The organism is Methylomonas aurea (assembly GCF_024505045.1).
In the GTDB taxonomy this organism is placed as follows: domain Bacteria; phylum Pseudomonadota; class Gammaproteobacteria; order Methylococcales; family Methylomonadaceae; genus Methylomonas; species Methylomonas aurea.
In genome coordinates this window covers 1-527 of the sequence record NZ_JANIBM010000093.1, presented here as the reverse complement: position 1 = coordinate 527, position 527 = coordinate 1, and the positions used below count along the sequence as shown (strand labels likewise).

Annotated in this window: 1 protein-coding gene; it reads left to right on the top strand. The window is 54.8% G+C overall.

Features of this window, described 5'->3' with window-relative positions; genetic code table 11:
- Positions 1-517: transposase (locus tag NP603_RS21850; RefSeq protein WP_256612977.1), on the top strand; the 517-nt coding region annotated here is incomplete at its 5' end.
- Positions 518-527 lie beyond the last annotated feature (10 nt).

Here is a 527-nt window from a genome sequence, read left to right as displayed (position 1 = left end):
CTGGGCGGCGCTGGACGAAGTCTACAGCGACACCCGGCAGCAACGCTGCTGGGTACACAAGATGAACAATGTGCTGAACCGTGTGCCGCAATCGGTACAGCCGAAGATGAAGCAATCACTCTACGACATCTGGCAGGCTGACACCCAACAGCATGCTGAGCAGGCATTCGATCAGTTCGCCACGCTATTTGAGGCCAAATATCCCAAGGCAGTGGAGTGTTTGTACAAAGATCGGCATGAACTGCTGGCGTTCTATGACTTTCCGGCCCAACACTGGCAAAGCATCCGAACGACCAACCCAATTGAATCCACCTTTGCCACCATCCGCCACCGAACCACGCGGGCCAAGGGCTGTCTTTCGCGAGCTGGGATGCTGCACATGCTATTCAAATTGGGGCAAGCTGCCGAGAAAACCTGGCGACGGCAGCGAGGATTCGATTATCTCGCCAAAGTAATTACCGGTGTCCCTTTCAAGGACGGCATCGAACTAGAAACCACCGACCAGATTGCCGCTTGATCTAGCCTTG